The organism is Gordonia sp. NPDC003504 (assembly GCF_053587995.1).
Genome location: NZ_JBSFPC010000008.1, coordinates 1 through 20,265 on the forward strand (window position 1 = coordinate 1; position 20,265 = coordinate 20,265).

The window sequence follows — 20,265 nt, forward strand, 5'->3', positions numbered from 1 at the left end:
TGGTGGTCGAGTCGATTTCCCGGATCGGTGCCCACCCGGAGGACATTCGTGGTGCGTTGCTCACCCATGCGCACGTCGACCATATCGGCGGGCTGTGGACCGCAGGGGTCCGGAATCAGGTCAGGGCGTCACTCGCCGTGCTCGAAGCGGCGGTTGAACCGGTCCTCCATGCGCTCGGTGAACTTGCGCTTGGGCGCGGATTGTTTGCCACCGCGGCCGCCGGCCGAGTCGTTCGATCCGCCGGACGATGTGCCCGGCTTGCCGCCACCCCACAACGCCAGGAGTGCGGCGCCGAACATCACCAGGAATCCGACGAGGGACAGGATCGGGAACCCACCAACCGTGAGACCGGTGATCGGTCCCAGCACCAGCAGAACCAGTCCGAGGACGAAAACGACCGCCGCTTGAATGCGACGACGACCTGACGACCGTCCGAGACGGCGACGTGTGACGCTGGACGCGAACTTCGGGTCCTCCGCGTACAGAGCGCTTTCGATCTCTTCGAGCATCCGCTGCTCGTGCTCTGAGAGTGGCACCGACCCTCCTTACCTGTTACCGACGAGTGCGTTGCCGCGATCTTCGACGATGACGTGTCTCGCGGCGTTTCTTTCATGATACGAGGTGATTCGGGCGGCGACCACCATAACCGCCCCCGTTGGATCGAATTCATGTCTTCCGACCCCATCGATCGACCGATCCGCTCAGGCCGGATGGGCCAGGGACGGCTCGGCAGAGGGTCGACCACCTCGTTCATAGGCCATGACCAGCGTCTCGACGGCGTCGAGAAACTCCAGCACCCGTCGATGGGTTTCGGCGCCGACGTCCGCATTCACCGTGCGCTCGATCCCGGCTTCGATATTCATCCGAAGAGAGGATCGGGCGGCGAAAAAGTCGGCGTAGAAATCCAGTTCCGGCATCACGATCGCGAGCCTGCTCCAGGCGTTCGTCGGGAGTCCGCGGGTGGATCGGCGTGAGGACTCCCCGATCGCGATCGCCGCTCCGGCGGCACGCAGGGCGGCGAGGTAGAGCTGGCGGAAGCGTTCGGCGTCATCGGTGACCGCGATGGCGTTGTCGAGGAGCAGATCGGCGCGCGACAGCAGGTCACGTGCCCGACCCACCACGATCGGGTTCACCGCCGTTGCGGACTGTGCGCGACGTGCCATCGTGATCCCCTTCCTGCCGTTGTGCCCCACCGCTCTGTGCTCGACCGCACCTGCGCGGTCGGCAGCGTGTGTTCGCGTACCGTTCAACACGGCCCGGTGGCAGACGCTTCCCTCGTCCACCACCGGATCGTGTTGTCGTCGGGGCATCGGCGAACAGCTTGCGGAGGCACATTCATCGAACACCCGTTCGACATATTCAATATAGCTAGATCCGCTCCAGAGATCAAGATGCCCGATGCCACCGACAATCCGACCAGAGAGGCTTCTCGTGACGATCCGGCTCGTCAGGCTGCACGGACAGGATTCCGCTGTCTGGCTCGAGCCCGCGCTCGACATCTACGTCACGGCGATGAACTATCCGCGCGGCACCGAGCTACATCGGGCCGGACTCTGGCGCGAACACATCGCACGTACCGGTTGGACCGCGTTCGGCGCACTGCAGCGACCGTCCCCCTCGATGGTCAGGTCGATGGACGTCGCCCGGCGCCGCATCGGATCGCCGATCTCACCGGACGCCGACGAGGTCCTCGTCGGCGTCGCCTACGGATACCGCGGCGCCCGGGACCAATGGTGGAATCAGCAGTTACGGGCCGGTCTGCGGGTGTCCGGACGCGATCCGCACATCATCGACGAACTCACCGACAGCTACTTCGAACTGACCGAACTGCATGTCCACCCGACCGCCCAGGGACACGGGATCGGGCAGTGGTTGCTGTGTCAGCTCCTGGCCGACCGCCCCGAACGGCACGTGCTGCTCTCGACGCCCGAGATACCCGACGAAGGCAACCGCGCGTGGTCGCTCTATCGCCGGATGGGATTCTGCGACGTGCTGCGCAACTTCACCTTCACCGGCGATCCGCGTCCCTTCGCGTTTCTCGGCCGCGGACTGCCCCTGGTCGATCCCCCAACGACATCGGCAGGTCGCCATGCCTGCCCGTGACCGGTCGCATCACCTGCCACCGACAATCTCCCGATGATCTCCGGTCATCACACCACCGACGCCGTCGTGGTGGGCGGTGGTCACAACGGCCTGGTCGCCGCCGCCTACCTGGGCCGGGCCGGACGGTCGGTGCGCGTTCTGGAACGCGACACCGTGCCCGGCGGAGCCGTGTCGACCGTCGAACGCTTCCCCGGATATCGGGTCGACCGCGGCTCGTCGGCGCACCTGATGATCCGGCATTCCCCGGTGCCCGACGAGCTGTCCCTGAGCGAGACGGGACTGACCTACCTCGACTGCGATCCGTGGGCGTTCTGCCCGGCCACCGACACCGCCGGCCCGATCGTGTTCCGCACCGACCTCGACGCGACGTGCGCTTCCATCGAACGCGCATGCGGCCCCGAGGACGCCGCGGCCTATCGCGACTTCGTGGCCACCTGGACCCCGCGCGCCGAGGCACTCATGCGGTCGTTCTACCAACCGGCCACCCCCGGCCGGTTCGCGCAGGCGTTCGGCACCCTCGGATCCACCGCCACCACCGCGCGTCGCGGGCCGATCGGCGCGCGTTCGGGCCGGCTGCTCTCGCTCACCCAGGAGCTGATGTCCTCCGGTGATGCCCTGCTGGATCGCTGGTTCCGCTCCGAACAGCTCAAGGCGGCCCTGGCCTGGTTCGGAGCGCAGTCCGGTCCGCCGATGAACGCTCCGGCGACCGCTCCGATGATCGGTTTCGCCGCGCTCATGCACCGGATACCGCCCGGACGTGCGGTCGGCGGCAGCGGCGCGCTCACCGAGGCGTTGTTACGCCGCATCGATTCCGACGGCGGTGAGGTGCGCACGGCATCCACCGCCATCGAGATCGGCCGATGCGGCGACCACTGGCGGGTAAGGACCGCCGACGGTGAGGGTCATTGCGGCCGAGCCGTCATCAGTGCCTGCCACATCATGACCACCCTCGAGTTGCTGCTGGCCGGCGGATTCGACGCCGATCTCCTCGCCCGATGGCGTTCGCAGATCGTCGTCGGCACCGGGATCGGCATGGCGGTGCGGCTGGGCACTCGCGATCTGCCCACCTACCGGGAACTGCCCGGCGACCTGCCCGCCCATGGCGTGCACTCCGGGCTCGGACTGCTGGTGTCGGACCGCGCGCACCTGCGACGCGCCGAGGCCGCGGCCGCCATCGGAGAACTCCCGGCGCGACCGGCCTGTGTGGCGATGAGCTACTCGGCGATCGATCCCTCCCTCGCCCCGGCCGACCGGCATCTGATCACCCTGTGGGCGCAGTGGCATCCGCGCCGGCTCGCCGACGGAACCTCGTGGTCGGCCGCCGAACACATCGCCACCGACGCGATCATCGCCGAACTCGAACGTCACGCCCCCGGCATCACCGACAGCGTCGAGCACCGCTTCGGACAGACCCCGGAGTTCCTCGAGTCCGAGTTGGGTCTCGTCGGCGGCAACATCATGCACGTCGAGATGTCGATCGACCAGATGTTCATGTTCCGGCCGCATCCGGACCTCTCCGGCCACACGGTGCCCGGCGCCGACGGAGTGTTGCTCGCCGGCGCATCGACCCATCCCGGCGGCGGCGTCACCGGTGCCAGCGGCCGCATCGCCGGACTCGCCGCGATCTCCCAGACCCGTCGTCGCCGTCGCTGACGCGCCGCGTCGGCTGCCGGGACGCCACGACGTGTCGCCCACCCCACGGCGACGGGTCTCTGGCACGATGAGCACCGTGCGCCCGCCGACTCCACGACCGATGCCGCGTCCCCGCAACCATCCCGGCCCCGCCTTCCTGCTCGCGGTGCTGCTCATGCTGGCCGCACCACTGATGTCGGGATGTCTGGAACGCTCGACGACGGTCGGCGATCGCTTCGCGGGCAGCGTGATCGTCGCGACGAGCCCGGACAATCCGCGCGGCGCACCGCAGTTCGACATCCCCGAATCGATGCGCCGCGACATCGCGATCACCGACTACCGCGAAACACCGTCGACCAGCGCCTCGGCGCAACCGGGCGGTGGCACCACGGAGGGGGACGACACCGCGACCCGGGTCGGTAGCCGGGCCACGTTCAGCAATCTCACCGCCGGACAACTCAGCCAACTCGGCGACATCGTGGCCGACAGCTTCGGCGACACGCCGATGACGATGGAGCTCAGTGCCAAACGTAGCGGCGACGTGGTGCGGTTCCGCGGCACCGCCGACCTCACCGGCCTGGTGGCCAACCGCGACTACGTGAAACTCACCATGTCCTTCGCGGGACCGGTGACCGCGACCAACGGCGACCAGAGCAGCGACACCTCGGTTTCGTGGACACCCGAACCGGGAAAACCCTCCGACTTCACCGCCGAGGCGACCTATGCCGATCCGGCCACCGCGGCGTTCGGCGGGTGGACGATCCTGATGGTGCTGATCTGCCTCGCGGTGGTCCTGGTGGTCGCCCGGCTGGCCTACGTCTCCCGTGATCGCAGCCCGCGCCCTGGCCGGCCCGCCGAGACGGCGAAGACCTCGAAGGCCGGCAAGCGATCGACAAACAAGAACACGAGCGCCGATCCCGCTTCCCCCGGGCCGTCGGGTCCCCGCGGCGACGAACCCGCGCGGGATGCGGCCGCGGTCGGATCGACGCCGACGGCGGGCCGCCACGAGGTACCCCGCTCGGAGAACACGTAGTCGCTGCTGCCGGTGTCGATGGTCAAGGCAGCCGACCCGCCGAACAGGTGATCGCGATCAGCCGACGGCGCTCGGCAACGCCTCGCGGGTGTCGACGCCGAGCCGTTCGAGAACCTCACAGGTGGCCTTGGCGAAGTTGAGACTGCAGAAGTGCAGGCACACGACGCCCTCGGCGATCAGCCGCTGCGCGGTCTCGGTGGCGAAATCGATACCCACCTGACGCACCGCGGCGCGGTCCTCCTCGGGACCGTCGCCGGCGGCCGCGGCGAAACGCTGCTCTACGGCCGGCGGGATCACCGACCCCGACAGCTGGGTCATCCGCCGCGCGCTGGCCAGCGAGGTGATGGGCATGAGGCCAGGGATCAGTGGCTTGTGCGCCTGTTCCGGATCGGCGGCGGCCACCCGGTCACGCAACCGCAGGAAGTCCTCGACATCGAAGAACATCTGCGACACCGAGTACTCCGCACCCGCTCGCAGCTTGTTGACCAGCACCTCGGTGTCCTGGGCGAGGTCACGGGCCCGATGGTGGCCTTCGGGGAAGGAGGCGACACCCACGTGGAAGTCGCCGAGACTCTCGATCAGTTCGACGAGTTCCTGCGCATACGACAGACCCTGCGGGTGCCGGACCCACTCGCCGAGGGGATCACCGGGCGGGTCGCCACGCAGGGCGAGCAGGTTGGTGATGCCCTGATCGGCGTAGGCGCCGACGAGTCCGCGCAGTTCGGCGATGCTGTGGTTGACCGCGGTCAGGTGGGCGACGGGCAGCAGCGTGGTCTGGGCGGCGAGTTCACCGGCGATGCGCACGGTGCGGTCCCGTGTTGAGCCACCGGCACCGTAGGTCAGCGACACGAAGGCCGGATCGAGGCGCTCGAAGACCCGCACCGCCCGCCACAGACGGGCCTCGGCGTCGGCGTCGCGTGGGGGGAAGAACTCGACCGAGAAATGCACCACGCCGTTGGCCGGCGGCGTGGCGAGGCGCTCGACGACGGACGTCGCCGGGGAGGAGGTGGTCACCGCGCCATTGTACGTACGCCGGGCGATCTCCTCCGCGCGGCGCACGCCGCTGAAGTTAGGGCGCCCTTTCCTCACTCCGTCACGGACTCGGACGCAGATTCCGTGGGGCGCGACGGCAGCCCCGGAGCGTCGCGCGCCATGCCCTAGCCTGAGTGGGTGACGCCGACCGTAGTCCCACCGACCTCGTTGTCGGAGGTGCCCGCCGCCTCCGGCGTCGTGCTCGAGGAGTTCTTCGCCCGCGCAGTGCCGGTGGCCACCGAGATCTCGCCGGTTGTCGGCCACGCCGCCGAGATCGTCGCCGACTTCGTGCGGTACGGCGGCAAACGGGTCCGACCCACCTTCGGCTATGCGGGCTGGCTCTGCGGGATCGGCCACCCCGATCGTCGGCCACCGCAGCCGGAGCAGACCGCGACGGATGCGTTACGTGTCTGTGCCGCACTGGAACTCGTGCAGGCATGCGCCCTGATCCACGACGACATCATCGACCACTCCGACACGCGTCGCGGCCGCCCGACCGTGCACCGACGCTTCGAACAGCACCACCGGGAATCAGAGTGGTCCGGCGATGCCGCCGATCACGGTGTGGCGGCGGCGATCCTGGCCGGTGACTTCGCCCTGGCGTGGGCCGACGACATGGTTGCCGGACACTCCCCCGCCGGCGCGGATCCCACCGACGACGCACCGACTCCCCTGCCCGCCGCCGTCGGTTCGACGTGGGCGGCGATGCGCACCGAGGTCCTCGGTGGCCAGTATCTCGACATCGTCAACGAGGCCGCCGGCGACGACAGCGTCGAGGCGGCGTATCGGGTGATGCGATACAAGACCGCCGCCTACACCGTGGCCCGGCCTCTCGAACTCGGCGCCCGGATGGCCGGGGCGCCACCACAACTGCTCGACGACCTGGCCGCCGTCGGCCACGACCTCGGCATCGCCTTCCAGTTGCGTGACGACGTCCTCGGGGTATTCGGCGATCCCGACCGCACCGGCAAACCATCCGGCGACGACCTCGTCGAGGGCAAGCGCACGGTGCTGCTCGCCTCCGGGTTACGTCGGGCCACCGACCGCGACCCGGCACTGGCCGACCGCCTGCGCGGATACCTCGGCCGGACGCTCGACTCCGACGAACTCGCCGGTGCCCGTTCGATCCTCGTCGACGTCGGCGCCCGTGCGGAGGTCGAGGACCGCGTCGACGGACTGCTCGGGTCGGCGACCGCACGCCTGGACGCGGCCGACATCGCAGCCGGCGTCCGGACCCAACTCCGCGGCCTGGCCGAGTCGATAGCGCACCGTGAGGCCTGATCGTCGATGCGCCACAGCGTGATCCCCGCCGGCGGCAGTGAGCTCACCGCCCACCGCGACGGCACCCGCACCGACATCTGGCGCGGCCTCGTCGGGTCGATCCTCGTCTGTCTCGGCGGGTTCGCGGTCGCCGATATCCCGCGCAATCATCCGGGACTCGCCGGTCTTGGTCTCGACGCGGTGACCTACGGACACGGTAAGACGTTGGGCGGCACCATCTTCTGGCTGGGTGTGGCGCTGATGATCTTCTCGTGGGTACGGATCGGCCGCCGCGTCGGCCCGCGGATCGCGCCCGCCGATCGTCCGTCGGCGACGACCATCCGCTGGGCCGTGATCGGCTGGGCTGCACCACTTCTGGTGTCCGTCCCGCTGTTCAGCCGGGATGTCTACGCCTATCTCGGCCAGGCGTCGGTGTTCGGTGCCGGGTTCGACCCGTACGCCGACGGCCCGGCACATCACCCGGGCCCGCTCGTCGACAGCATGGCGCAGGTCTGGGCGTCGACCACCGCTCCGTACGGCCCGATGTTCATGGCCATTGCCCGTGGTGTCGACGAGATCACCGGTGAGCACGTGTATCTCGGCGTCATCGCGATGCGCGTGGTGTTGCTGCCCGGGCTCGCACTGTCGTTGTGGGCCGTCGGGCGTCTGGCCGACCACTTCGGTGCCGGGGCGCAGGCCGGGCTGTGGCTGGCCCTGCTCAACCCGATGGTGCTGATCCACCTCGTCGGCGGACCTCACGTGGAGCTGCTGATGATGGGCCTGCTCGCCGCGGGTGTCGCCCTCGTCGTCGACGGCCGCCACGTCGCGGGGCTCGCCGTGCTGGGGCTCGCGGTCTCGGTCAAGATCACCGCGGGCGTGGCGATTCCGTTCATACTGTGGATCTGGCTGGCGCACATACGCGCGCAGCGCACACTCACCGCCCGGGACGTGACGTCGACGCTCGCCGCGGTGGTGGCGGTCCCGGTGGCCGTGTTCGCCGCGTGGACGGCGGCACTGGGACTCGGTCTGGGCTGGCTGACCGGACTGGGGTGGGCCGATCGGATCATCAACTGGTTCACCCTGCCCACCGCAGCCGCCCACCTGGTCACGCTGGTGGCCGCACCCTTCACCTCGTTGAGCCTGTGGCCGGTGCTGACGGTGACACGGGCGATCGGGGCCGTCTGCCTGGCGGTCATCCTGGTCGCCCTGTGGTGGCGCGGTCGGCGCGACGAACGCTCCGCCATGACCGCACTGGCGTGGGCGATGCTGGCGGTGCTCGTGCTCGAACCGTCTACCCTGCCGTGGTACTACACGTGGGTTCTGGTGATCGCCGCCGCGTTCACGCTCCCCGAGTGGACCCGCGCCCTCGTCGTCGCCGTCTCCACCTTCATGCTGATCGTGTTCCAGCCCGACGACTCGATCGTGTTTTACAAGCTCCCCGAGGTGGTGCTGGCCGTCGCGCTGTCCGCGCTCGCGGCGATCTCGCTGATCCGCCCGGATCCGTTGCGGCTGCGGGCGCTCGCCCGTCGCGCCTGGGGTGAGTGACCGGGCCTTTGGCGCGTGTCCTCAGAACGCCTCGGCCTGCGCGCGGCGGATGACCTCCCGCGCCGAGTGCGTGTGCAGGGCCGCGGCCGGATACATGTCGAGATCGTCCTGCACCGTGAACAACCACGCCATCGCGTCGTCGCGGGTGAACCCGCCGTCGAGGAGTACGTCGACGAGACCGGTGAAATGCTTGGCGATCCCGAGGTCATCGAAGAACAGGCGCGGGATGGCCGGCTGTCGGTCTCGCGAGATGGCGAGCAGGCGATGGTCCCGGATGAGGGTGCGCACCTTGGACGATGACACCCGGAGTCGGGCTGCCACCTGATCGACGGAGTAGGTCTCGACGTCAGCCGGAATAATGTCCGGCGAGAGCGGAAGTGAACTCACCGCCCAGAGCCTACCGTCTCACCGCGCGCCGTGGCGCACGGTTGTGCACGACTCGCACGGTGGGACACGGGTAGATTGCATTGACGTGAAGGCTGGCGTCGACGAGGTGATCGGATCGGTCCTCGAGGACCGCTACCGCATCGATGCGCCGATTGCCCGTGGCGGGATGTCGGCGGTGTATCTCGGGGTGGATCTGCGACTCGGCCGCGACGTCGCGGTCAAGGTGATGGACACCCGGTATGCCGCCGATCCACAGTTCTTGCGCCGCTTCGAGTTCGAGGCGCGCGCGGTGGCCGGGCTGAAGCATCCCGGACTGGTGGCGGTCTACGACCAGGGCATCGACGACGGGGTGGCGTTCCTGGTGATGGAACTCGTCGAGGGCGGGAGCCTGCGCGAGTTGCTGCGCGAACGTGGACCGATGCCACCGCATGCCGTCGTGGCGGTCGCCGACCCGGTACTGGGCGGCCTGGGCACCGCCCACCGCGCCGGACTGGTGCACCGCGACGTCAAACCGGAGAACGTCCTGATCTCCGATGCCGGGGAGGTCAAGGTCGCCGACTTCGGCCTGGTGCGCGCCGTCGCCGAATCCGGGGTCACCTCGGCGAGCGTCATTCTGGGCACCGCCGCCTACCTCTCCCCCGAGCAGGTGGAGGCGGGGCACGCCGACGCCCGCAGCGACGTGTACTCGATGGGCGTGATGATGTTCGAACTACTTACCGGCCGAACACCTTTCCGCGGTGACACCCCTCTGGCACTGGCGTACCAGCGACTCACCTACGATGTGCCGGCACCTGGTGATGTGATCGCCGGCGTACCCAACGAACTCGACGAGGTCGTGCTGCGGGCCACCGAACGACGGCCCGCCGACCGCTACGCCGACGGCTTCGCGATGCGGGAGGCACTCCTCGACGTCGCCGACGACCTCGACCTGCCGCCGTTCACCGTGCCCGCCCCACGCCGGTCGGCCGAACGCGACACGGTCGCACGTCTGCGCGCACGAGCGGGCGCCGCCCATCACACCCGCGTGGCCTCCCGTCCACAGCCGACCGCCCCCGACTCCGAGGCCGGCGACGACGAGGCACGCGAGGCATCCCGGCGCCCGTCACGTGCGGCCACGGCACGCGTCGAGACACCTCCCCATCCCCTCGCCGAGGAGATGGCCGATCCCGCGTCGGGTCGTCTCCGCGCGCTGATCTGGATCATCGTGGTGCTGATGCTCGCGGCCGTCGCCGGCGGCGTCGGATGGTGGGCGGGCTCGATGCTGCCGGTCACCTGAACCGTCGACGGAACGCCCTGTGCATGCCCGGGCGTCGTCAGCCGCGCAGCATCTCCGCGACCAGGAAGGCCAACTCCAGCGACTGCTGGGTGTTCAGGCGCGGATCGCAGGCCGTCTCGTACCGGCCGGCGAGGTCGAGATCGGAGATGTCCTGGGCCCCGCCGAGGCACTCGGTCACATCCTCGCCGGTCAACTCGATGTGGATGCCGCCCGGGTGGGTACCGAGAGCGTGATGGACCTCGAAGAAGCCCTGCACCTCGTCGACGACCCGGTCGAAGTGCCGGGTCTTGTAACCGGTCGACGACTCGTGGGTGTTGCCGTGCATCGGATCGCTCTGCCAGATCACCTTGTGGCCGCTGGCCTCGACGGCGGTCACGATGGCGGGCAGTACATCACGCACCTTGCCGTTGCCCATCCGCGCCACCAGCGTCAGCCGACCGGGCTCGTTGTAGGGATCGAGGCGCTCGACGTATTCGACTGCCTGCTCGGGGGTGGTCGACGGCCCGATCTTGACGCCGATCGGATTGCGGATCAGCTCGGCGAAGGCGATGTGGGCGCCGTCGAGTTGCCGGGTGCGTTCCCCGATCCAGAGGAAATGCGCGGACAAGTCGTAGAGCACCTTCCCGTCCGGGCCGGCACTCGGATCCTCGGGTGCGTCGGCCAGGCGCAGCAACGCGCGCTCGTAGTCCATGACCAGCGCCTCGTGCGAGGCGAAGATGTCGGCGGCACCCAGCGACGCGTCGTCGACGCCACAGGCGTCCATGAATCGCAGCCCGCGATCGATCTCGGCGGCGAGTGCCTCATACCGCGCACCGGCAGGTGAGGTGCGCACGAACTCGCGGTTCCAGTCGTGCACCCGGCGCAGGTCCGCCTCCGAATGAGTCAGTGCCCGAACGAGATTCATCGCCGCGGAGGCGTTGGCGTAGGCGCGGACCAGGCGCGAGGGATCGTGGATGCGCACACCCGCTTCCGCCGGGAACCCGTTGACCATGTCACCGCGATAGGACGGCAGGCCGAGGGCGTCGGTGTCCGACGAGCGCGGCTTGGCGTACTGCCCGGCGATTCGGGCGAGTTTGACCACCGGCATGCTGGCGCCGTAGGTGAGCACCACCGCCATCTGCAGCAGCGTGCGGATGTTGCCCTTGATGTGCGGCTCGGTGTTGTCGGCGAACGTCTCGGCACAGTCACCGCCCTGCAGCAGGAAGGCGCGGCCCTGCGCGACCTCGGCGAGCTGCTCGCCGAGAGTGCGCACCTCGGCGGGCATGCAGATCGGCGGAACGCTTTCCAGCACCGTGCGCATCCGGCGGGCCTCGTCGGCGGGCCAGCTCGGCTGCTGCAGGGCGGGCCGGCCGAGGGCATCGGCAAAGCGCGCCTGCAGGTCACCCGGCAACGGCGGGAGTTCGGGCAATTCGTCGATCGGAACGTCTACGGTCCAGTTCACCACCCGTCCAGGGTAGCGACCGGCCGGAGACCATCATCCCGGGACCGCCATATCGGCGACGACACCACGACACCACGACCCCGCGACGCCGACGCCGGTTCAGCGCATGGAGGTCCGGGACCGTTCGATCGCCTGCCACTTGCGAAAGTTGTGCCGGGCATCGGCCAGCGCATCGTGGGCATCGGCGGGTGCCGACGGCAGCGCCGGCCGTCCGGCCGCGTCCCAGTGCTGCCGCAACTCGCGGGTGTAGCGGGGGATCTGGCGTGGCAGCGCCGTCATCGGACCCCACAACTGGCAGAGCGCGACATGGTCATAGGCGCCGACCCAGGCCCACAACTCGATGTCGTCGCCGGTCTCGGTGAGGAAGGCGAAGAGTTCGTCGCGGATCTGCCGACGTGACCGCCACACCGACGCCGACGGGGACGGGAGTTTGGGCAGGACGTTGGCCCGCACCCACCCACCGGCACGCGCCGGATCGAACTCGGTGGACACCGCGTAGAATTCCCGTCCGTCCTCCGCGACGACACCCATCGAGATGAGCTCGATCGTGGTGCCGTCCTCGATAAACTCCGAATCGTAGAAGAACCGCATACTGGTAAGTATGCGCACCCGCCATCCGAGTGGACATCACCGGAAGAAACGAAGGCCATGAACGCTCCGCTGACCGCACTCGACGAGCGACTGGGCCGCTGGTCGCCCTCGCGTGCGGTGCGCGTGCTCATCGGCGTGGCATTCGCGGTGTCGGCGGGGATGCAGATGTTCGGGGTGCCGTTCACCTCCAACTTCGGCACCCGCACCCGCATCGACCTCGACGTCTACCGGATCGGCGCGCAGATCTGGCAGGACGGTCAGAGCCTGTACGCCGACGGATCGATGCCCTTCACCAGCGATGGCATCTGGTTGCCGTTCACCTATCCGCCGTTCGCGGCCCTCGGCTTCGTGCCGCTGGGTGCCATGCCGCTGCCGGTGGCCGGGGTGATCATGTCGGTGGTGACCACCGCCCTGGTGGTGGTGATCCTGCACATCGTGGCGACGCTGCTGTCGATCGGTAACCGCGGGAACCGCTGGTGGTTGGCCCTGCTCATCGCCACCGGGACGTTGTGGCTCAATCCGGTGTGGATGACCCTCGGTTTCGGCCAGGTCAACGTGATCCTGATGGCGATGATCATCGTCGACATCTTCGTGATCACCCGACTACGCCGCCCGTGGACCCGCGGGCAGGGAATTCTCATCGGATTGGCGTCGGCCATCAAACTGACGCCCCTGGTGTTCATCGGGGTGTTCATCGTCGCCCGCCGGTGGCGTGCGGTGGCGACCGCCGCGGCCACCTTCGTGCTCGCCGGCGCCTTCGCGTGGGTGTGGTTGCCGCACGACTCCTACGGGTACTGGACGCACACCCTGTTCCACACCACCCGCATCGGTGATCCGGCCGGCCGGATCAATCAAAACCTCAACGCCGCGTGGATTCGCATCCTGCCCGGACTCGACGGTCAGATCGCGTGGGTGATCAGCGCGCTGGTCATCACCGCATTGGCGGTGTGCGCCGTGCGCGCCTGCCACCCGGTGGAGTCCTTCCGCGCCCAGGCCGACACCACCGCCCGCATCAATGCGGTGCTGGCCACCTGCGTGATCGCGGTCTGGGGCCTGCTCGTCTCGCCCACATCGTGGGCGCATCACTGGGTGTGGGCGATCCCACTGATCCTCACCGCGGTGACCGTCGCGGCGCGCACGACCTCACGGGCCGGCCGGATCGGCTACCTGACGTTGGCAATGACCGGGCTGATCCTGTTCTCGCTGGGCCCGTTCCAGTTCCTGGCGCAGGACTCCTCGACGTGGTCGGTATGGGGCCACATCGTCGGCAGCTCGTACTCGATCTGGGGCATCGCCGCGCTCGTGCTGATCTGGCGCCTGCCGTACACCCCCGCCTCCGACGACACCGCCGGACGTGCCGGGGCCGATCGCACCCTGGCCGACAGCCACACTCGCTGAGGCGCACACCGACCCATCAAGCGCCGGCGAGCGGCCTTCCCAACCCTGACGGGGGGGTGATCAGGCCGCCGGGGTCTCCTTCGGGTGTTCGGACTGCTTGCGTTCCTTCAGCGACGCCGCGTACACGTCGACGTACTGCTGACCGGTCAATCGCATGAGCTCGTACATGATCTCGTCGGTGACCGCACGCTCAATGAACCGATTGCCCTGCATGCCCTCGTAGCGGTCGAAGTTCAGCGGTTTGCCGACCTTCACGATGACCCGGGTCGGTCGCGGCAGCACCGTCCCCGGCGGATTGAACTTGTCGGTGCCGATCATCGCGATCGGGATCACCGGCACACCGGTCTCCAGCGCGATACGCGCCAGCCCCGTCTTGCCTTTGTAAAGACGACCGTCCGGTGACCGGGTGCCCTCCGGATACATCCCCATCAGTTCACCCTTCTCCAACTGCCGGCTCGCCGCGGTCAGCGCGCCGGCCGCGGCCTCGGCCCCGGACCGGTCGATGGGGATCTGGCCGACGGCGGTGTAGAACCACCGCTGGAACGCGCCCTTGAGGCCGCGACCGGTGAAGTACTCCGCCTTGGCGAGGAAGTAGATCCGGCGCGGGCACATCAGCGGAAGGAAGAAACTATCCATCACCGCAAGGTGATTGCTCGCCAGGATGGCGGGTCCGCGGGCCGGTATATTCTCCAGCCCCTCCACCGTCGGACGCCCCAGCACCCGCAGAATCGGCCCCAGGAACACATACTTGAACGCGTAGTACCACATCGGTCTTTTCAGTACCTTCCATCACGCCGTGAGCGCGCCTCGGCCCGGTTGGAACATTACTCACTCACCGCTGCCGCCGGTGCGGCATCGGCCGTCTGTCCACGAAGTGCCGCAAGACCTTGACGGGCCACCGCGGCCGCGCCGAGGACACCGGCATTCTCCCCCAATTGCGTGCCCCGGATACGGGCGAGTTGACGGTGCCCGGCCCCGGTGACCAGACGCGCGTAGTGTTCGCGGGCCTCATCCAGGTACAACCCCGACGCCGACCCCACACCACCGGCGATCACGATCAGATCGGGGTCGAAGACGTCGGCGATCATCGCCAGGCCCTGACCGAGCGAGGCCGCGAACGCGGCGAACGCGGCCACCGCCACGGCATCGCCGTCGGCGGCCGCACCGGCCACCCGGCGGCCGGTCAAGGAGCCCGGATCGGCGGCCACATCGGCGGCCAGCTGACTGCGCCCCCAATCACCGTCGGCCAGCAGCTCCACCACGGTGTCCACCAGACCGGTTCCGCTGCAATACCTTTCCCAGCAACCCCGCTTGCCGCACGAGCATTGCCTGCCGTCCGGGACGACCGTGAGATGACCGAGTTCGGGAGCGACACCGAAACTGCCGCGGTAGATCCGCCCGTCGATGAGCAGACCGGCACCGATGCCGGTGCCGATCGCGAGCACCAGGGCATTGTGGCCGCGTGCGGCGGCGCCGAAACGCTGTTCGGCGACCGCGGCGGAGTTCGCATCGTGTTCGGTGAACACCGGAATCCCGATGCGGGCGGTCATCTCCTGCGCCACCGCCGTCTCCCGCCACGGCAGGTGCGGGGCGAAACGCACGATCTGCCGGTCGGGCGTGAGGAATCCGGCGATCGCCATCCCCACGGCCCCGGCCGACCACCGCGAGGTGAGTTCACCGACCAGCCGGTCCAGGCAGTGCTCGAGAGCGAGGGCCGTCGGCGGTGTCGCCGCGCGCAGCGTGTCGAGCATGACCCCGGCGTCGTCGACGACCGCGGCGCGAACACTGGTGCCGCCGATGTCGATTCCGATCGTCAGCTCACTCATCACATCTCACTTTCCGGCGTCCCCGGAGCCGGGCGCGGCCACGGATCGACGCGAGACCTGTCGGATGCACCCGGACCGGGACGCGCACCCGGAGCCGGGCGCGACGGCGGAACATCGAGTTGCACCGTGATCGGCTGGTAGTGACGCGGCGGCGGCGCGTTCTCGGGCGGAACGCTGCGCAGCGCCTCCACGACGGCCTCGAGCACCGTGATGAGGGCCGCGATCAGCCGGGCCAACAGATCACTGATCTCCCGGATCAGCGAACCGATCTCGCCGATGGCGTCGGCACCGAAGCCTTCGCGCACAAACGAATCCATGCCGGGCACCGAACTCGTCGAACCCGCACCCGCCGACCCCGCGGCGGCGTTGCCCGAGCCGAACCACGACGCCACGGTGTCGATCTGGGCGGCCAGCGCCAACAGCAGATCACGCAGCGGATCCCCCACCGTCTCGTCGCGGCGCGAACCCGACTGATGCGAACCGGACTGATGCGAACCGGACTGATGCGAACCGGACTGGGACCCGGGCGCACCGTTGCCGGCGTGCCCGCTGTCGTCGGTTCCCATGTGTGCTCCATCTCGGCGAGGCGATCCGGTGGGAGCCTCGGCCGTCAATGATCGTGCAGTGGCGGATCGTGTCCGGTGGTGGCGGATCGTGTAATGGCGGATCGTGCAATGGCACGGTACCCGGTGAACCCACCCCATTGCATCAGCGGGGCGCCCAAGTGAAGGGACCGCTCAGGCCCCGCGATCGCGGGGCCAGACGGCGGGGTCGGGAGTGAACTGCACCCGCACGTGCGTCCCGTCCCACCGGGCGGTTCGGACGACGCAGCGCCGCAGGACCGACGGCAGACGAACGCCGTACCGGAACCCGTCGACGGTGACCAACAGGTCGTCGCCGCTGCGCCCGAGGTCGAAGCGTTGCGGGTCCGGCAGCCGTTGCGCCCAGGCCATCTCGAACACCGAATCCACCCCGGTACCCGACACCGTGACGACCGTCGGGTCCGCGCTGCCGCGCGCCTGGCCTGACGGTTTCGCCAGTGCCACAGCAAGTCTGCGCAGTCGCGCCGGCCGGTCCACCGGCGCGTCCGCCGCGGCCACCGTGACCAGCGACAGCTGCGGATCCTGGAGTGTCACCACCGCCGCCGGCCCGGCGCACACGCCCTCGTTGACGACGACCGAACGCACCGGCAACCCCATCACGTCGGCGACGGCGAGATGCCGGGACAGCACCCGTCCGCCGCGACGATCGGCCGAGACGACAAGATGGGCGGCCACCACGTCGGCGTCGACCAGCAGCTCGGTGATGTCGTCACAGTCGCGGGCGATCGCGTCGATCGCCGCGGTCAGTTGCGCCCACAGCGGCTTCTCCGCGGCCGCGGCCAGCCGCCGGTGCCGGGGCCAGAGGCGTTCGAGCGCCTGACCGAGCACCGCGGGCGCGCGCAGCACCGCGAACGGATCACCCGTACCCGACAGGTCCACCACCACGCGCTGCCACTCGCCGCTCGTCGCTTCATCGCGAATCCGCTTGAGCAACAAGAACTCCTCGACGCCGGGCAGCGATGCGAGCTCGGCCGCGTCGATACCGGCGATGGTGCTCACGATGGGCAGTGCCACTTTGGATTCGCGCACGCTCATACCCAGCAACGACCCGAAGGCCCTCCATGAGTGTTCCAGCAGATCCAGCCGGTCCAGCGTCAGCAGGTGAAGTCCGGATGCGACCGCGACCGGTTCACCGGACACCCGGAAGACGCCGAGAAGATCCGGCGTCGCCGACAATCGATCGACCGTGATCAGCAGAGTGTGCCGGTCCGGTGGGGTCAGCGGCGTCGGAGACCGGCGTCGGGTGCCGCGGTCACGACGCATGGCTCCGGCTGCCGCGACAACCGAGATCCCGGAGCCGCCCGGACCCAGCACCAGGTGGATGGGGGTGAGATCGATCAGCCTTCGACCCTCTTCTTCAGGTCGTTGAGCGCGGTGTCGGTGATGGCCTTCTCCGCGCGCCGTTTGAGTTGGCCGATCATCGGCACCACCAGGTCGACCATCAGGGTGTAGGTCACCTTCGTCGACCCCGGCACCTGCTGGGTGACCTCGTAGCGGCCCCGCTGATCACGTTGAAGGTCGCTGGACACCAGTCTCCATGACACCCCGGAGTTGTCGTCGTCCCACTCGTAGCGCAATTCGTAGGTGTCCTGCAGGACACCGGCATCGAGGACGAACCGCACCTGCCGGGGACGGCCGGCGGCATCACGTTCGGTCACCTCGACCTCACGGGCCGCACTCACCCATCGCGGATAGTTCTCGAAATCCGCGATCACCGCCATGACGTCGGCGGCATCGGCGTTGACGATCACCGACCGCTCGGTGTGGTCGGCCATCAGTGACCCGCCTGCACGGCGTCGACGGCCGGTTCACCCGCGCCGCGGAGCCCCTCGAGGTCGGCCTTGACCTCGAACGCCATCACCTTGCCCGCGACCCGGCGTCGACGATTGAGCTCGGCCACCGCGCGCATCCGTGCCTGGTCGTCGGTGGGCAGCGCGGCGGTCGGTTCGGCGTGCAGAAAGTAATGCAGCACGAATCCGTCGAGCACCGGCTCACACCAGATCTCCATCGTCCCCGACAACGGCCCGGACACCCGCCACCGCACACCGGCGGTCCCACGGTCCTCGACGACTTCCAGACGCAGATCCGGCCACCAGCGCCGCCATCTGCCCCGATCCCCGACCACCCCGGCCCCCAGCTCCGGCGCCGCGGCGACAAAGGTGTCGTCCGCCACCTGAATGCTCGTCACGGTCTTAGCTTCACATACTCGGCCTCGGCATCGGTAGGGCACCGGTCCCCGGGGTATGCCCGGCGAGCGCGGTGAGGACGTTGGTTACCATGGAGTAACCCATGATTTCGATGCGGAAAGGGTCCACACATGAGCGAGTACAGCGCTCCCGCCTCATTCACCGTCGGGACTGACGAGAACGCCACCTCGATCATTTTCGGTATCGTCGAGCGCAATCCGGCCAAGACCGTGTTCCGCGAGAAGCGCGGCGGGCAGTGGGAGCCCGTGCGAGCCGATGACGTGGCCCGGCGCATCACCGAACTGGCCAAGGGTCTCGCCGCCGTCGGCGTCAATCCCGGTGATCGGGTCGCGCTGCTGTGCCGGACCCGCCTGGACTGGATCCTCCTCGACTTCGCCATCTGGTCGGCCGGCGCCATCACCGTACCGATCTACGACTCCTCGTCGGCCGGTCAGATCGAGTGGATCCTGCAGGATTCCGGGGCGACCACCATCATCCTCGAGGACGCCGAGCATCGCGTGCAGTTCGATCAGGTCACCGGGCTCCCACAGGAGGTCCGGGCACTCCAGATCGACGTCGCCGACGGCACCGGTGCCATCGAGTACCTCCGAGCCGCCGGCGCCGACATCGACGACGAGGAGATCGTCAAACGACGGGCTTCGGTCGGTGCCGCCACCCCGGCGACGTTGATCTACACCTCCGGCACCACCGGCCGGCCCAAGGGATGCGAACTCACCCACGCGAACATGCTCTCCGAGGTCCGCGGGGTCCTCGAAGGGGACCTGTCGACGCTGCTCGGCGACGGCAAGCGCCTGCTGATGTTCCTGCCCCTCGCGCACGTCCTCGCGCACGCCATCACCCTGGTCGCACTCGAGGCCGGCGTCGAGGTCGGTTTCACCCACGATGTCTCTGCGCTGGTCCCGGAGTTCGCGGCCTTCCGTCCCTCGCTGATCCTGTCGGTACCCCGCGTCTTCGAGAAGGTCTACAACTCCGCCCGTCAGGGCGCCCACGACGGCGGCAAGGGCAAGATCTTCGATCTCGCTGCCGACACCGCCGTCGCCTTCGCCGCCGCCTCCGAACGCGGAAACGTCGGAATCCTGTTGCGCGCCAAGCATGCCGTCTTCGACAAACTCGTCTACGCCAAGTTGCGCGCCGCTCTCGGCGGCCAGTGCGAGCTCGCCATCTCCGGCGGCGGACCGCTCGGCGCGCGACTGGGCTACTTCTTCAGTGGCGTGGGCATCCCGGTGTACGAGGGCTACGGCCTGACCGAGACCACCGCCGCCGTCACCGTCAACACGCCCGGGGCGGTCAAGGTGGGCACCGTCGGAAAACCGTTGGCGGGCAACTCCGTCCGGATCGCCGACGACGGCGAGATCATGCTCCGCGGCGCCGTCGTGTTCGCCGAGTACTGGCGCAACCCGGAGGCCACCGCAGCCGCGGTCGAGAACGGCTGGTTCCACACCGGCGATCTCGGCTCACTCGACGATCAGGGATTCCTCCGGATCACCGGCCGAAAGAAGGAACTCATCGTCACCGCGGGCGGCAAGAACGTGTCACCGGCGGGCCTCGAGGACGTGATGCGCGCGCACGCATTGATCTCCCAGGCCGTCGTCGTCGGGGACGCCAAGCCCTTCATCGCCGCGTTGATCACCATCGACCCGGAGACCTTCCCCGGATGGAAGGAACGCAACAACAAGCCCGCCGACGCGAGTGTGGCCGATCTGTCCGACGACCCCGATCTGCGGGCCGCCATCCAGTCCGCCATCGATGATGCCAACAAGACCGTCAGTCACGCCGAGGCCATCAAGAAGTTCCGGATTCTTCCCGCGGATTTCAGCGAGGAGACCGGCGAGATGACGCCGACGCTGAAGGTCAAGCGCAGCGTCGTCGTCGACAGGTTCTCTGACGACATCGAGTCGTTGTACACCAAGCGGTAGCACGGCGGTGGTGCAC

20 protein-coding genes and 1 pseudogene are annotated in these 20,265 nt (G+C 68.7%); 9 read left to right on the forward strand and 12 right to left on the reverse strand.

Translation table 11 applies throughout. The features are described 5' to 3' along the window. Positions 1 to 95, forward strand: a pseudogene (locus tag ACWDPV_RS15370) (MBL fold metallo-hydrolase); the annotation flags it as partial. A gap of 33 nt (positions 96 to 128) precedes the next feature. Here ACWDPV_RS15370 and ACWDPV_RS15375 read toward each other — a convergent pair. Together ACWDPV_RS15375 and ACWDPV_RS15380 are read right to left on the reverse strand one after the other, a co-directional pair. After that, on the reverse strand, positions 129 to 536 hold the full coding sequence (locus ACWDPV_RS15375) for a DUF3040 domain-containing protein (protein WP_449743696.1): 408 nt from the start codon (positions 534 to 536) through the stop codon (positions 129 to 131). Positions 537 to 701: 165 nt separating this feature from the next. Continuing rightward, the gene (locus ACWDPV_RS15380) at positions 702 to 1,163 is read right to left on the reverse strand and encodes an SAV_6107 family HEPN domain-containing protein (protein WP_449743697.1); all 462 of its coding nucleotides are present in this window, start codon (positions 1,161 to 1,163) and stop codon (positions 702 to 704) included. 268 nt (positions 1,164 to 1,431) lie between these two features. Here ACWDPV_RS15380 and ACWDPV_RS15385 point away from each other — a divergent pair, with 268 nt between their 5' ends. The 3 genes from ACWDPV_RS15385 (at position 1,432) to ACWDPV_RS15395 (ending at position 4,768) form a co-directional block, all read left to right on the forward strand. Then, positions 1,432 to 2,103 (forward strand): GNAT family N-acetyltransferase, encoded by a 672-nt coding sequence (locus ACWDPV_RS15385; protein ID WP_449743698.1) that lies wholly within the window; start codon positions 1,432 to 1,434, stop codon positions 2,101 to 2,103. 33 nt (positions 2,104 to 2,136) lie between these two features. Next, entirely contained in the window at positions 2,137 to 3,756 is a 1,620-nt protein-coding gene (locus ACWDPV_RS15390) for a phytoene desaturase family protein (RefSeq protein ID WP_449743699.1), read from the forward strand. A 67-nt stretch (positions 3,757 to 3,823) separates the two neighbouring features. Then, on the forward strand, positions 3,824 to 4,768 hold the full coding sequence (locus tag ACWDPV_RS15395; protein ID WP_449743700.1) for an LppM family (lipo)protein: 945 nt from the start codon (positions 3,824 to 3,826) through the stop codon (positions 4,766 to 4,768). A 57-nt stretch (positions 4,769 to 4,825) separates the two neighbouring features. Here the strand turns inward: ACWDPV_RS15395 and ACWDPV_RS15400 are convergent, their stop codons facing one another. Beyond that, positions 4,826 to 5,782, reverse strand: a complete 957-nt coding sequence (locus ACWDPV_RS15400; RefSeq protein ID WP_348804099.1) for a methylenetetrahydrofolate reductase — start codon at positions 5,780 to 5,782, stop codon at positions 4,826 to 4,828. A gap of 156 nt (positions 5,783 to 5,938) precedes the next feature. On the opposite strand from ACWDPV_RS15400, the gene ACWDPV_RS15405 reads away from it, so the two are divergent. Continuing rightward, positions 5,939 to 7,081 carry a polyprenyl synthetase family protein gene (locus tag ACWDPV_RS15405; RefSeq protein ID WP_449743701.1) on the forward strand — a complete coding sequence of 381 codons (1,143 nt, stop codon included), beginning with the start codon at positions 5,939 to 5,941 and terminating at the stop codon, positions 7,079 to 7,081. Positions 7,082 to 7,087: 6 nt separating this feature from the next. Beyond that, complete coding sequence (gene mptB, locus ACWDPV_RS15410; protein WP_449743702.1) at positions 7,088 to 8,605, forward strand: polyprenol phosphomannose-dependent alpha 1,6 mannosyltransferase MptB; 1,518 nt, start codon at positions 7,088 to 7,090, stop codon at positions 8,603 to 8,605. 21 nt (positions 8,606 to 8,626) lie between these two features. Here mptB and ACWDPV_RS15415 read toward each other — a convergent pair whose 3' ends face one another. Then, positions 8,627 to 8,992, reverse strand: coding sequence for an Rv2175c family DNA-binding protein (locus ACWDPV_RS15415; protein WP_449743703.1), 366 nt, complete (start codon positions 8,990 to 8,992; stop codon positions 8,627 to 8,629). An 85-nt stretch (positions 8,993 to 9,077) separates the two neighbouring features. Here ACWDPV_RS15415 and ACWDPV_RS15420 point away from each other — a divergent pair, with 85 nt between their 5' ends. Then, positions 9,078 to 10,268, forward strand: a complete 1,191-nt coding sequence (locus tag ACWDPV_RS15420) for a protein kinase domain-containing protein (RefSeq protein WP_449743704.1) — start codon at positions 9,078 to 9,080, stop codon at positions 10,266 to 10,268. Positions 10,269 to 10,305: 37 nt separating this feature from the next. On the opposite strand, the gene ACWDPV_RS15425 is transcribed toward ACWDPV_RS15420, so the two are convergent. Continuing rightward, on the reverse strand, positions 10,306 to 11,712 hold the full coding sequence (locus ACWDPV_RS15425; RefSeq protein ID WP_449743705.1) for a class II 3-deoxy-7-phosphoheptulonate synthase: 1,407 nt from the start codon (positions 11,710 to 11,712) through the stop codon (positions 10,306 to 10,308). A gap of 96 nt (positions 11,713 to 11,808) precedes the next feature. Beyond that, positions 11,809 to 12,300 carry a polyadenylate-specific 3'-exoribonuclease AS gene (locus ACWDPV_RS15430; protein ID WP_348804105.1) on the reverse strand — a complete coding sequence of 164 codons (492 nt, stop codon included), beginning with the start codon at positions 12,298 to 12,300 and terminating at the stop codon, positions 11,809 to 11,811. 57 nt (positions 12,301 to 12,357) lie between these two features. Between ACWDPV_RS15430 and ACWDPV_RS15435 the strand changes: the two genes are divergently transcribed. Beyond that, positions 12,358 to 13,698 carry a glycosyltransferase 87 family protein gene (locus ACWDPV_RS15435; protein ID WP_449743706.1) on the forward strand — a complete coding sequence of 447 codons (1,341 nt, stop codon included), beginning with the start codon at positions 12,358 to 12,360 and terminating at the stop codon, positions 13,696 to 13,698. Positions 13,699 to 13,758: 60 nt separating this feature from the next. On the opposite strand, the gene ACWDPV_RS15440 is transcribed toward ACWDPV_RS15435, so the two are convergent. From ACWDPV_RS15440 to ACWDPV_RS15465, 6 genes are all read right to left on the reverse strand, one after another. After that, entirely contained in the window at positions 13,759 to 14,466 is a 708-nt protein-coding gene (locus tag ACWDPV_RS15440) for a lysophospholipid acyltransferase family protein (RefSeq protein ID WP_449743707.1), read from the reverse strand. A gap of 56 nt (positions 14,467 to 14,522) precedes the next feature. Beyond that, positions 14,523 to 15,524 (reverse strand): ROK family protein, encoded by a 1,002-nt coding sequence (locus ACWDPV_RS15445; protein WP_449743708.1) that lies wholly within the window; start codon positions 15,522 to 15,524, stop codon positions 14,523 to 14,525. Continuing rightward, positions 15,524 to 16,090 (reverse strand): hypothetical protein, encoded by a 567-nt coding sequence (locus ACWDPV_RS15450; protein ID WP_449743709.1) that lies wholly within the window; start codon positions 16,088 to 16,090, stop codon positions 15,524 to 15,526. The genes ACWDPV_RS15445 and ACWDPV_RS15450 overlap by 1 nt, the downstream gene beginning before the upstream one ends. A 171-nt stretch (positions 16,091 to 16,261) precedes the next feature. Continuing rightward, positions 16,262 to 17,443: an ArsA-related P-loop ATPase gene (locus ACWDPV_RS15455; protein WP_449743880.1), complete on the reverse strand. Its 1,182-nt coding sequence runs from the start codon at positions 17,441 to 17,443 to the stop codon at positions 16,262 to 16,264. 20 nt (positions 17,444 to 17,463) lie between these two features. After that, positions 17,464 to 17,901: an SRPBCC family protein gene (locus tag ACWDPV_RS15460; RefSeq protein WP_449743710.1), complete on the reverse strand. Its 438-nt coding sequence runs from the start codon at positions 17,899 to 17,901 to the stop codon at positions 17,464 to 17,466. Then, entirely contained in the window at positions 17,901 to 18,314 is a 414-nt protein-coding gene (locus tag ACWDPV_RS15465; protein ID WP_449743711.1) for a hypothetical protein, read from the reverse strand. The genes ACWDPV_RS15460 and ACWDPV_RS15465 overlap by 1 nt, the downstream gene beginning before the upstream one ends. A gap of 129 nt (positions 18,315 to 18,443) precedes the next feature. On the opposite strand from ACWDPV_RS15465, the gene ACWDPV_RS15470 reads away from it, so the two are divergent. After that, the gene (locus tag ACWDPV_RS15470) at positions 18,444 to 20,249 is read left to right on the forward strand and encodes an AMP-dependent synthetase/ligase (RefSeq protein WP_449743712.1); all 1,806 of its coding nucleotides are present in this window, start codon (positions 18,444 to 18,446) and stop codon (positions 20,247 to 20,249) included. Positions 20,250 to 20,265 lie beyond the last annotated feature (16 nt).

Excerpts from the sequence above, each read along its gene's own strand:
- ACWDPV_RS15440 (WP_449743707.1), bottom strand. The coding sequence starts at position 14,466 with ATGTGGTACTACGCGTTCAAGTATGTGTTCCTGGGGCCGATTCTGCGG.
- ACWDPV_RS15435 (WP_449743706.1), top strand. The coding sequence starts at position 12,358 with ATGAACGCTCCGCTGACCGCACTCGACGAGCGACTGGGCCGCTGGTCG.
- ACWDPV_RS15380 (WP_449743697.1), bottom strand. The coding sequence starts at position 1,163 with ATGGCACGTCGCGCACAGTCCGCAACGGCGGTGAACCCGATCGTGGTG.
- ACWDPV_RS15395 (WP_449743700.1), top strand. The coding sequence starts at position 3,824 with ATGAGCACCGTGCGCCCGCCGACTCCACGACCGATGCCGCGTCCCCGC.
- ACWDPV_RS15460 (WP_449743710.1), bottom strand. The coding sequence starts at position 17,901 with ATGGCCGACCACACCGAGCGGTCGGTGATCGTCAACGCCGATGCCGCC.
- mptB (WP_449743702.1), top strand. The coding sequence starts at position 7,088 with ATGCGCCACAGCGTGATCCCCGCCGGCGGCAGTGAGCTCACCGCCCAC.
- ACWDPV_RS15445 (WP_449743708.1), bottom strand. The coding sequence starts at position 15,524 with ATGAGTGAGCTGACGATCGGAATCGACATCGGCGGCACCAGTGTTCGC.
- ACWDPV_RS15470 (WP_449743712.1), top strand. The coding sequence starts at position 18,444 with ATGAGCGAGTACAGCGCTCCCGCCTCATTCACCGTCGGGACTGACGAG.
- ACWDPV_RS15450 (WP_449743709.1), bottom strand. The coding sequence starts at position 16,090 with ATGGGAACCGACGACAGCGGGCACGCCGGCAACGGTGCGCCCGGGTCC.
- ACWDPV_RS15430 (WP_348804105.1), bottom strand. The coding sequence starts at position 12,300 with ATGCGGTTCTTCTACGATTCGGAGTTTATCGAGGACGGCACCACGATC.
- ACWDPV_RS15390 (WP_449743699.1), top strand. The coding sequence starts at position 2,137 with ATGATCTCCGGTCATCACACCACCGACGCCGTCGTGGTGGGCGGTGGT.